Origin of the sequence: Chamaesiphon minutus PCC 6605 (genome assembly GCF_000317145.1) — a bacterium.
Lineage (GTDB): Bacteria > Cyanobacteriota > Cyanobacteriia > Cyanobacteriales > Chamaesiphonaceae > Chamaesiphon > Chamaesiphon minutus.
Genome location: NC_019697.1, coordinates 3195536 through 3207652, shown reverse-complemented (window position 1 = coordinate 3207652; position 12117 = coordinate 3195536). Strand labels below are relative to the sequence as shown.

The following is a 12117-nucleotide window of genomic DNA, read 5'->3' as shown; positions in this document are numbered from 1 at the left end:
AAGCTATCGCCGCGAAAACCCGATCCAGTCACTATTTGCCTTCTTTTTTCTGTAATATAGAAATCGATAAACCCCAGATCTCATTGTCTTGAGTGCAAGCAGTGTGCTTGACAATGGCGATCTCTGCCCCACACTACCGCAGCTCTAGGAGAAGGATCATAGTGAGCGATTTTCCAGAGGAAAGGCTATGCCAACAACAATCGGTTTTAAGTGAATTACTGAGGCAGATGCCCCAACTGAGATCGCATTTGTATTTTAAATCTTCCCTCACTGCGTTATCGCACGCTATGGAAGATCGGGTGCTAGCCGGAACGGATCGACCGTTACTAATTGCTAGTTTTCAGCAAGAAAAGTTTTATCGCCAAGAGGCACATCGCTATCGTCGTTTGGGCGAAATCAGCGACCAAGTTTACGTGCTGGCTGCGCCAGATACTGAATTTAGCGATCGGGTGAACGAATACGACCTAGTCCCATTCACCAGTACCGACGCGCTGGCTTCCGAATGGCATCTAGTCGCCATTGGTGCCCAGTCCTCGGCGTGCCTGATCTGTCGCGAAAAAATTGTCCCACCGTCAGAGATTCCCGTTCTACCAGAAATCGACGCATCCCGCAGATTTGAAGGGATCTGGACATTCGATCGCCAAGTGACGATCGCCGCCGCACATATTTTACTCGATCGCATCAAAGGCTATCGTCCCGATCTGGCCGCTAAAATCGCCCAGGCGAAGCAGGAATATCTAGTCGCCGTCCCCACTATCCCCCAAGACCATTCGGCCAGTGCAGACGCCTTCGTACAGCGATTGGTGACATATCTGCAAGCTCGACAATACAAACTCCTTAAAGCATACCGTTCGATCGAAGAAAAAGAAGAACGCGAACGCCTAGTTAATACAATTACCGGGGCAATTCGGCGATCGCTCAACTCGGCAGATATTCTCCAAGTAGCTGGACAAGAGATCGGTAAAGCAACTGGAGTCAGTCGCTGTCTGATTTATCAATATCGTAAAGACGATCGAGCTGTGACGATCGCTCATGAATATTTGGCCAATTCAAGTATTACCTCTTTAGTCGGCAAATCTTGGAATCTCGCCGACAATCCCATCTTCAAAGAAGTCGTTACCACTCACGAATCGATATCGCTAGCCGAAGTTAGCATCACCAAAACCTGGCAGCGCACACTCGACAGACAGGGCATTAACGATTGGTTAATCGTACCAGTACTCCATCAAGATCGACTCTTGGGCGCGATCGAATTACACCAACACGAACCATCGTCCTTACCCTGGTCGGACGATACGATTAACTTAGTAGAAGCGATCGCTACCCAAATTGGCAGCACGCTGATTCAAGCCGAATCCTACACCAATCTCGAATATCTCAACCAACAACTCGAAGCACTCGATCGCACCCGCGCCAATTTAGTTGCCATTACCGGACACGAACTGCGAACGCCACTTTCTACCATTCAAGTCTGTCTAGAGAGTCTCGCCACCGAGCCAGATATGTCGCTCGAAATGCGGCAAGTGATGCTCAATACCGCCTTGGGCGATGCCGAACGGATGCGTAAGCTCGTGCAGGACTTTTTGACCCTCTCGCAGCTCGAAAGCGGTCGGATTCAATGGCATCCAGAGCCGCTATCGCTCGAAGAATGCATCGATTTAGCCCTCAGCGGTCTTAATACCCGTCGCTACAATCGAGATTTACCCAAGATTGTCGTCAATCTGCCGCCCAACCTACCCTTCGTCCGCGCCGATGGCGAATGGTTGGTCGAAGTATTGACAAAATTGCTAGATAATGCATGTAAGTTTACTACAGGCAAAGATCGGATCGCGATCGAAGCCGCCAAAACTGAATCGATGCTAGAAGTCATTGTTGCCGATACCGGACGCGGCATTGCCCCAGAACTACTCCAGATGGTCTTCGAGCGGTTTTACCAAGCGGAAGGTTCCTTGCGGCGGACTGCGGGTGGGACGGGTTTAGGATTGGCCATCTGTCGCCAAATCGTCAACGGCTGGGGCGGCGAAATTTGGGCGGAGTCTGCGGGCAAAGATTGTGGCAGTCGGTTTCACTTTACCGTGCCATCGATTTAACTCGATCGCGGGGATGGGAAGACACACATCTTGCATCAATTTAAATATGCTAGTGCTTAGTGTAGATCTAGAGGGTACCCACGAGGGGCACCCCTACACGATCTATCTGTAGGGGTGCCCCTCGTGGACACCCTTTAGATCTACGCTTTTACCAGTTCTTCGATGTCGAACATGAGCCAAATCGAGACTTTCTAAAGATATGTTGAAAATCTCGATTTCTAGCGTAAACTACAAACTGAATCCCGATACTTTTTGCTTGCAAAAAATCTCTCGATCGGGATACCCCCGTCCGAACCCCCGATTTCCTAAACCATGACTACCGCCCAACCCGTGATGTCTCGTTATCTCTGGGCTGCCGAACGACAAGCAACTTGGATACCTGCCGATCGATTAGTTGAAGATCGATATCATGTCATCGCGCCACAATTGTGGCTGGATACCAAGCCGCAAGAACCCCCAGACATCTTATCGCCCCTGCCACGCCAAGCTTTAGCCTACGCACATTTATACCAGTACAAGCTACATTTACCCCAACTACATGGCTTTTGTTCGCTCAAAAGATCCCATGAAACGATCGAGATTCCCCTGCTCGAAAATGTCCCGATCGATAGTGAAGGCAAATTACTCCCCAGTTTGCTCGAAGCCTGGAGTACGGCAACGCCACTGTATCAAGCCTATTGGTTGTGGCAAGCGATCGATCTATGGGCACCGCTGGCTGGTACTGGCGTCTTGTCAAGTTTGGTGGTGATGGACAACTTGCGAGTCGATGGTTGGTGTCTGCGCTTGTGCGAATTAATTCCTGACTATACCACGGCTAGTAACAAAGTGACACTGGCCAAACTGGGAACGCTCTGGCTGCAAGCCCTTGGCGGTGCCAATCTGGAAATTGCAGATCGATTGACCACCCTATTTATGAAAATGGAAGCGGAACGCGTATCCTTGCGAGATGTCTCTGCGGAACTAAATCGGATCGCGATCGAGCAAGCCGCCCTACTCCCGTTAGCATGGCAGATTGCCGGCGGTACGGATGCTGGAGCTAGCTACGAGCATAATGAAGATTCATATTACCCCACCCCACTCGAACTAGCTCAAGACATCACTGGCGGCAAAATTGCGATTATCTGCGATGGTGTCGCTGGACATGAAGGCGGCGAAGTTGCCAGTCAAATGGCCGTCAAACTCCTCAAAATCGAAACCCAGCTCTTGTTACAAGAGCTGATTAACTCTCAGGAAATCGTCCCTCCCGAACAGATCTGTAATACGATCGGTGCGATCGTCCGGGTGGTTAATAATACTATTACCGCTCAAAACCAAACCCAAGGCCGCGAAGATCGCCGTCGGATGGGAACTACCATGGTGATGGCTCTCCAAGTCAATCAGCGTATTCCCAACCACAATGGTGTCGGCAATTCTCATGAGATTTATATCGCCCACGTCGGCGACAGTCGGGCCTATTGGATTACCCCCCATCGCTGCCAATTACTCACGCTCGATGATGATATCGCCACTCGCGAAGTCAAACAAGGTCGCGACGTTCCGTGGCATAGTGCCAATCGCCCCGATGCGACAGCTCTAACTCAAGCACTGGGTATGAAGCCTGGAGAGCTGATCCGACCTACAGTCCAGCGATTTATGGCGATCGAAGATGGCATTTTATTACTCTGCTCGGATGGTTTGAGCGATCGAAATTTGGTCGAACGTTCGTGGCAAGAGTACGCAGATCGCATCCTTCAGACTGATATTCCCCTCACCGAAGCCGTTCAGTCTTGGCTGGCATTAGCCCATCGCCAAAATGGTGATGATAATATCTCGTTAGTGCTGATGTCTTGTCAAGTATCGACCGAAAAATCGCGACTAGGCAGTCAGTTAGTAGCTTTAGGAGGTAATAGGTTAGATCGCGAAAATCGATCGTCTGAAGGCGATTCTGGTGCCACACCGCAGTTCGCATTGAGTAGATTTATTAACTTATTCTTATGGATAACTACTAGCATCGGACTACTTGCCGCCATCGCCATCGCCATCGCTTTTTTCTATCCCGATTGGGTTGAAAACATGCACCACCAATTCTTTCCAGACCGATCTTCGCAAATAGAGCAAAATCGATCGAACGATTAGAACTCGTAAAGTTTGATAATACAAACAAGAGCTGGGAATAGACTACTTAAATTGCTAGACATTCGCTGCTTTTCCCCACCTGGCGCGCCCCGATCCCCGTCAAGTAGCTAAAAGATAGATTCAGCCCTCATATCTAGAAATTGAGCAATAATGAGAAATATAGTATCCAATACGACTATCTAACGTCCAACGTTAAAACGAGAGCGATACCCTACGGCTGAGGGATCGGTTAATAACCGATCGATATCATCCAGTACTAACTATTCTATGTTTAACTTTTTTCAATCGAAGAATAGCATTAAACCCCGACAGTTTGCCATCGGTGACGTCCACGGTCATTACGATGGGATGCTGCAACTGATTAATTTTTGTAAGATCGCGCCAGAAGATCGGGTGTATTTTTTGGGCGATGTCATCGATCGTGGCCCCAAAAGCGCGCAGGTAGTCAAGTGGATTCGGGAGCGCAACTATCCCTGCCTGATGGGCAATCATGAAGTGATGTTATTGACATCACTCAATCATGGCAAAATCGATGAAATGTCACTACGCCATTGGTTACCATCTGGCGGCGACACCACATTGGAAAGCTATGGCGATGGTGGGATTCCAGCAGACGACATGAAATGGTTTGCCAGTCTGCCCTCTTATCTCGATTTAGGCAATGTATTTCTAGTCCATGCGGGAGTCGATCCATTTCGATCGCTCGATAAGCAAAATAACGAGCAATTTTGCTGGATTAGAGAAAAGTTTTTGAGCAATCAATTTCCCTATTTTCCCGACAAAACCATCATTACCGGACACACAATTACCTTCACGCTCCCCGGTGTCCGACCTGGAGAAGTCGCTCAAGGTCCCGGCTGGCTAAATATCGAAACTGGTGCCTATCACCGCAAAAGCGGCTGGATGACCGCCCTAGATATTACAAATGCCCTGGTCTACCAGGTCAATGTGTTTTCCGGAAAACAGCGCAAACAACCGCTCGATCGAGTCGTTAAAGAGGTAGAACCGACGCGGGTGAAGTTTTAATAGAATTGGTTCGGGGGCGGGGCGGCTGGGAGCGACAGGCGAACAGAGAATTCTTTCTCATCGGTAGGGACAATTTATGAATTGCCCCACCGATGTTTTCATGCCTTAATTCAGCAACGTCAAAAACTGAACCCGCAGATTTTCTCCCCACAGATCCGGGTTCTTCTAGCAAAAATAAATCCAGCACTACAATCATCCATAACTCGTTACCATAGCATTCTCACAAAGAGAAACAGTTAGAAAGTAAAAGTAGTTCGCATAAATCTCTAGAATCTTCTCCTCCCTTTTATAAGCTATCCATTACCCACAGATCGTGTATTTTTTGCACTGCAAAAAATACACGATCTGTCCCGTAAATCGAGAAGTTCTAGATGGGATGCAGAGCTGCATTGAGTAATCTCCACATCTTGACTAAATCTGTCAACCGAGAGAATCCACGCCAAATTGTCTTAACACCAGGTACACCATCACCAGCACGGGCTAAAAAACCACCCAGTTGAGCAATCCACAAAACGGCTTCCCCCAATGATGGTGGCTGTGCTAGTGGCACAGGAGAACCTAGATACCTGAGTTCGATGAGGCTATGCCTCATCGAACTCAGATGTGACAACATGTTCAGCTTAATAGCAAATTTTATGTAAATTTTGGCACGATAAAACCCATCATTAAGATGATTAATGATTGAAAATATTGAGTTAAGTTAATAAATAAATAATCGGCTAAATAGGAACAATACTAAAGAAGTTTTGAGCAGGCTCATCTAGCTTCAAACTCGGCTTTTTAGGTTGATGAGTATAAGCAATTAATGCTGTAATCAGATTTAGCATGAAATTATGCAAGCTCCGATGGCGAGAATGGACTAAATAACAAATATTTTTTAACTGGTCATTTACCGTTTCAATCAGCGAGCGTTTCCGAAGTGATATTTTGTCATCCATCAAGATGAGCTTGTTTTTCATATTAGATTTTAGTGGCGTAATTAGCTGCAATCCTTTATTTAATAATTCTTCAAATAGTTCTTTCTTAATATATCCTTTGTCTCCAAATATTTTTCCTGATATTCCCTGTGTCATTGATGGCAAATGTGTGCGGTCATCGACATTGCCAGGTGTGATTTTGCAGCTTAATATCTCTCCGCAATCATTAATAATTAAATGAAGCTTGAATCCAAAGTACCATCCCATAGAACTCTTACTCAGCTTGGCAGTTTCTTTGAAAACCTTATTTCTTTTAATTCTTTTTGGGTGACAAACTGGAATAGCCGTGCTATCCACGAAACTAATTCCAGTCACCTTACCTTGACGAGAGTTGAGATAATAAAGGCAAGCTATTAAAACATTTGGCATCAACTCCACCATTCTATTGTAACTAACCAACTTTGGAAAATAATCAGTTAAGTTTTGACAAACATTTTTGAGGTAATAATCCTTAAATGTTCGATAGCTTGACTGATGGAAATGAATAGAAATAGTCATGACCTCGCTCAGTGATAGGCCGCAGCGTTTTGGTAAGCTATTACCGTTGGCAGGGAAAGATATTGATGAAAAGTTGCTAGCCAATCTTGGCAGAAATCATCTATTTCACAAAATAGTTCGGTTAAGTCCATCATCTAAGTGTGGTTTTCTAATATATATATTAATTTAACCAGAATCAGAGATTATACATAAGGGTTGCAATGCTATTTGTACTTTTATTTGCCGACCGCTCCTCAGAACTTTTAATAACTTATTAATTGTTAATTATTTGTAATTATCGATCGACGTTTTACTTCCAAGTCATTATCAATAATCAAAGCTTATTGATAATGACTTGGAAATATCTCATTTTAATAATTGATGTTTATGACTCAAGCACAGTCAGAGACTTGATTTGATGATGAGGCACAGCCTCATCGAACTCAGGTTAGATGATGACAAGCTAAAGCTTGCCATTCATCTGGTTCTAAGATGCACTCACAAGAAACGGCGGGAAATCAGTCTCTGTCGCTAAGATGACATTGACTGTTACTGGTGGCAATGACTGGGCAATTGTCCGATTCGCTGGTTGATAAATAGTCATACTCATGAACTGAATATTGAGTCTGGCAATTCTTGCGGCACTATGAGAATTTCGCTTAATCTCCACATTCATTTCACCCGCAATCGGTGCCGCCTCAATCGTCGGAATTAGATAGGATAACTCACTCTCAACTCTCCGATTATGACAGGCACGAATCAGAAAATCACCATTGTTATTACTGGCTTGACTGAATAAATCAAAAATGTCTGCTGCTCGGTCTGCTACAGTAATAATTTTCTGTTTACCCTGAGTATTAATGACTGTTTGTTGCTGGGCTGTCAACCATCTTTGACTTTCTTTTTCACTAGTTTCTTTCTGTTTTCTTTTGTGCTTTTTACCAATTGTCTCAAGATCTCTAGTCCAAATTTCTTGTCCTAGTACACCCAAGGGAACGCCCTCACCGCTGACGGCTAGTGTTGTATGTACCTTGATTCCGCGTAAATAAGCTGCCTCTAGATGTCCTAGTCCTTGAGTGTGTGGATGGTGTGTAAAATCTAGATCCGTTGGATCTTGAATAGCTAAGATGATTTCCTCATCTTTCATTCTGTCTAGCGTACTTAATTGACCAGCGGCAATAATTTCGTTGAAATCCACTTTTTTATTGTCCCAAAATCGATATGCAGCTTTGGTCTTTGCCCAGTTTCCGCAAGCCAGTGGGATACTTTCAGTTGGTTTACAACTTAGTTGTTCTACTAAAGTAATTAATCTCTGCTTCAGCCGCACATCTTTCATCGACAGATATCTTAGCTCTCATGCTACCCAAGTTTCCATTTTTGACCTCTTTTTTGATGATTTATAACTCGATTCTAACTCAACTCTAGTCAGTTATTGGTTCTTGGGGACAGATCGTGTAATATTCGAAATGCAAATATTACACGATCTGTGGGTAATGGATAGCTTTTTAAGGGGGGAACCAGACTCTTAGTCCCCCTTTTTAAGGGGGATTTAGCGGCGCATCGAACGGGAGGTTCCCTCCCGTTTGTGTGCGACAAGACAGGGGGATTTACCCACTGCAAACGAAGCAATTAGACTTTTCAGACATCCTCTTAGAAGAGGTTTAAACTTATTTTACCCACTAGGTGCTTGAAGATTTTTCACCCAATTAATCACCGTATTGCAATCTACCCCCGTCTGACGCTCGATTTCCCGAAAGCCGACTCCCTGCGCATGGAGAGCGAGGCACCTCTGTCTAACGTCTAGAGGATATCCTCTAGGCGTGTATCGATCGAGGAATTGCCGCCCACATCCTCTACATATATAACGTTGTTTGCCTTGCTGGCGACCGTTCTTCGCCACTCGATCGCTCTGACAGTCGGGGCATATCATCAATTGATTAGACACTGGGAGTAAATGGTCGCCGATGTGCGGATTGAGATAGCCGTAGAGCACATCCTTGATTTCGGCATAAATTTCCTGGCGGTGTGTTGCATCACTCTTGAGCGCACTCAGAAACAAGCTATTTGACATATTGTGAGCAACTTCCGTAAGTAATTCACTTTTGGCTTCGCTCAAATTAGGGTTGCGTTGTCGATAAAAATTGGCATGTCTTTTCAATGATATCGATAGTTGCTCTGGCATGTCTTCAACTAGATTAGACAGTCCAGCGATCGGCTGTAAATAGTCTTGTAAGGCGATACAGCGCGGAATAGGCCGTTCAAAGTAGCAAGCTAGGGTATCGATATATTCGCCGATCAGTTGCATAAGTGGGCGATTCAGATCGGCAGCAAAAAAATTTGTCTCCAAGATTTCTTGCTGCTGCATGTGCTCTGAAAGCAGAGCTTGGAAAATCGCTAATTTATCTGGGAAAAATTGGTAAATCGAACCGACAGCAGTATTGGCTCGATCGGCGATTTGTTGGATCGTGGCTGCTGCAAATCCTGCCTCGGCGAAAACTTCCGCAGCGGCAAGGAGAATCTTCTCTACGCGCTGTTTCCCGCGTTGTTGCTGGGGTTGGCGACGAAGAGTTCGATCACTTGACAAAGATGAGGACTTACTCATAAAATAATTATGTCACAATTTGGAATAAATTGTTGTTATGACGGATAAACTTAAGTCCGCTGACATGATGCCTGGGAGCTTTGGATTGCCGTTCATCGGACACACGATCGGTGCCCTCGTCAACCACGAGCTATTTTATTGGCAGCAGTATCAAGAGTACGGCAATATTTTCAAAATATCATTCCCAGCCGCGCTCGGCTTTGGTAAATGTGCTTGTCTGATTGGGCCAGAGGCTAATCAATTGATGTTAAAAGATGCCGCTGACAAGTTATCATCGCGATTGGGGAATCGATCGCTAGAACCGATCGTGAGTAAAGATTTGGTGTTGCTGCAAACCTGAGTTCGATGAGGCTGTGCCTCATCATCAAATCAAGTCTCTGACTGTGCTTGAGTCATAAACATCAATTATTAAAATGAGATATTTCCAAGTCATTATCAATAAGCTTTGATTATTGATAATGACTTGGAAGTAAAACGTCGATCGATAATTACAAATAATTAACAATTAATAAGTTATTAAAAGTTCTGAGGAGCGGTCGGCAAATAAAAGTACAAATAGCATTGCAACCCTTATGTATAATCTCTGATTCTGGTTAAATTAATATATATATTAGAAAACCACACTTAGATGATGGACTTAACCGAACTATTTTGTGAAATAGATGATTTCTGCCAAGATTGGCTGGCAACTTTTTCATCAATATCTTTCCCTGCCAACGGTAATAGCTTACCAAAACGCTGCGGCCTATCACTGAGCGAGGTCATGACTATTTCTATTCATTTCCATCAGTCAAGCTATCGAACATTTAAGGATTATTACCTCAAAAATGTTTGTCAAAACTTAACTGATTATTTTCCAAAATTGGTTAGTTACAATAGAATGGTGGAGTTGATGCCAAATGTTTTAATAGCTTGCCTTTATTATCTCAACTCTCGTCAAGGTAAGGTGACTGGAATTAGTTTCGTGGATAGCACGGCTATTCCAGTTTGTCACCCAAAAAGAATTAAAAGAAATAAGGTTTTCAAAGAAACTGCCAAGCTGAGTAAGAGTTCTATGGGATGGTACTTTGGATTCAAGCTTCATTTAATTATTAATGATTGCGGAGAGATATTAAGCTGCAAAATCACACCTGGCAATGTCGATGACCGCACACATTTGCCATCAATGACACAGGGAATATCAGGAAAAATATTTGGAGACAAAGGATATATTAAGAAAGAACTATTTGAAGAATTATTAAATAAAGGATTGCAGCTAATTACGCCACTAAAATCTAATATGAAAAACAAGCTCATCTTGATGGATGACAAAATATCACTTCGGAAACGCTCGCTGATTGAAACGGTAAATGACCAGTTAAAAAATATTTGTTATTTAGTCCATTCTCGCCATCGGAGCTTGCATAATTTCATGCTAAATCTGATTACAGCATTAATTGCTTATACTCATCAACCTAAAAAGCCGAGTTTGAAGCTAGATGAGCCTGCTCAAAACTTCTTTAGTATTGTTCCTATTTAGCCGATTATTTATTTATTAACTTAACTCAATATTTTCAATCATTAATCATCTTAATGATGGGTTTTATCGTGCCAAAATTTACATAAAATTTGCTATTAAGCTGAACATGTTGTCACATCTGAGTTCGATGAGGCATAGCCTCATCGAACTCAGGTTGCAAGATGGTGCAGAGCATCGCGCCAGTCGGAAGCTAATTTTGCCGATGTTCCATCATCAAGCGATCGCCTCTTACTTTGACACGATTCAGGCGGTTGTCACCGAAACAGTGGCAAATTGGGGCAAGCTGGGCACGATTAGCCTAGAAAAAGAGATGCGAAAACTAACACTAGCGATCGCTGTCAGGACTTTTTTGGGGAGCGAAAAAACGGAAGAAATCGATCGAGTATCCCAGTGGTATGTCACGCTGGTAAATAGTCTCAATGGCATGGTGAAGTGGGATAATCCCCTGACTTTTTACGGACGCGGACAAGCGGCGCGGCGCAAAATTGCTGACTATATTCGGCAGATTATTAAAGATAGAATCGAGCTGGGAGATTTAGAGAAATCCAAAGATGTCATCGGCTTTTTGATGAGTATCGTCGATGAAGATGGGAATAAGTTTACCGAAAACCAAATTATCAATCAAGCGATCGGATTCTTATTTGCCGCCCATGAAACCACATCGAGCCTGATGAGTTGGTTGATGTTTGAACTGGGCAATCGTCCCAAATGGCGAAAAAAGTTACGCGCCGAACTGCAACAAGTGGCGGGTAACGAGCCATTAAAACTCCAACATCTCCGCCAACTCCCTCAACTGAGTAATGTCCTCAAAGAAGGCGAACGTCTCTATCCACCAGTTCACGCGCTGAGTCGCGCGGTAGTCGAAGATATCGAATATGCGGGATATATTATTCCGGCTGGATGGTATGTTGTGATTTTTCCCAGCATGACTCATCGAATGCCAGAAATTTATAAAGATCCAGAGTCATTCGATCCAGACAGATTTGCGCCCCCGCGTCAGGAAGATAAGAAATACCCTTACTCTCTCATCGGTTTTGGTGGCGGTGCCCATAGTTGCATCGGCATGGACTTTGCCAATATGGAGATGAAGATAATTCTCTCTACTTTGCTGCAAAATTATGATTGGACAGTAACCCCTACCATTGCGGAAATTTTGCCAGTCCGCAAAGCGTTTAGTATGCAGAAAAAGTTAATAGCTACATTTGGATCGATCGATTCATGACATTAGCCGATCTCTCGATTGGCATTCGGGGGGCAATCTTGGTTAGTATAAAAGCTCTACCCTGGATGTCCACCTAGAAAAAACTTGTG

General features: G+C 44.3%; 8 protein-coding genes and 2 pseudogenes. 6 read left to right on the top strand and 4 right to left on the bottom strand.

What is annotated here, in order from left to right; genetic code table 11:
* Nucleotides 1-161 precede the first annotated feature (161 nt).
* From CHA6605_RS14685 to CHA6605_RS14675, 3 genes are all read left to right on the top strand, one after another.
* Nucleotides 162-2090 carry a DICT sensory domain-containing protein gene (locus CHA6605_RS14685; RefSeq protein ID WP_015160225.1) on the top strand — a complete coding sequence of 643 codons (1929 nt, stop codon included), beginning with the start codon at nucleotides 162-164 and terminating at the stop codon, nucleotides 2088-2090.
* A 312-nt stretch (nucleotides 2091-2402) separates the two neighbouring features.
* Nucleotides 2403-4205, top strand: a complete 1803-nt coding sequence (locus tag CHA6605_RS14680; protein WP_015160224.1) for a PP2C family protein-serine/threonine phosphatase — start codon at nucleotides 2403-2405, stop codon at nucleotides 4203-4205.
* A 267-nt stretch (nucleotides 4206-4472) separates the two neighbouring features.
* Entirely contained in the window at nucleotides 4473-5231 is a 759-nt protein-coding gene (locus CHA6605_RS14675; RefSeq protein WP_015160223.1) for a metallophosphoesterase family protein, read from the top strand.
* A gap of 367 nt (nucleotides 5232-5598) precedes the next feature.
* Here CHA6605_RS14675 and CHA6605_RS14670 read toward each other — a convergent pair.
* From CHA6605_RS14670 to CHA6605_RS14650, 4 genes and pseudogenes are all read right to left on the bottom strand, one after another.
* A pseudogene (locus CHA6605_RS14670) lies at nucleotides 5599-5772 on the bottom strand (IS4 family transposase); the annotation flags it as partial.
* Nucleotides 5773-5950: 178 nt separating this feature from the next.
* A pseudogene (locus CHA6605_RS14665) lies at nucleotides 5951-6837 on the bottom strand (IS982 family transposase).
* A 335-nt stretch (nucleotides 6838-7172) separates the two neighbouring features.
* Nucleotides 7173-8027, bottom strand: a complete 855-nt coding sequence (locus CHA6605_RS14660; RefSeq protein WP_315874947.1) for an IS4 family transposase — start codon at nucleotides 8025-8027, stop codon at nucleotides 7173-7175.
* A gap of 330 nt (nucleotides 8028-8357) precedes the next feature.
* On the bottom strand, nucleotides 8358-9269 hold the full coding sequence (locus CHA6605_RS14650; protein ID WP_157259994.1) for a TetR family transcriptional regulator: 912 nt from the start codon (nucleotides 9267-9269) through the stop codon (nucleotides 8358-8360).
* Nucleotides 9270-9324: 55 nt separating this feature from the next.
* On the opposite strand from CHA6605_RS14650, the gene CHA6605_RS14645 reads away from it, so the two are divergent.
* From CHA6605_RS14645 to CHA6605_RS14635, 3 genes are all read left to right on the top strand, one after another.
* Nucleotides 9325-9627 (top strand): hypothetical protein, encoded by a 303-nt coding sequence (locus CHA6605_RS14645; RefSeq protein WP_157259993.1) that lies wholly within the window; start codon nucleotides 9325-9327, stop codon nucleotides 9625-9627.
* 291 nt (nucleotides 9628-9918) lie between these two features.
* Nucleotides 9919-10806: an IS982 family transposase gene (locus CHA6605_RS14640; protein ID WP_015329006.1), complete on the top strand. Its 888-nt coding sequence runs from the start codon at nucleotides 9919-9921 to the stop codon at nucleotides 10804-10806.
* Nucleotides 10807-10933: 127 nt separating this feature from the next.
* Nucleotides 10934-12028 carry a cytochrome P450 gene (locus CHA6605_RS14635; protein ID WP_051038875.1) on the top strand — a complete coding sequence of 365 codons (1095 nt, stop codon included), beginning with the start codon at nucleotides 10934-10936 and terminating at the stop codon, nucleotides 12026-12028.
* Nucleotides 12029-12117: the final 89 nt, after the last annotated feature.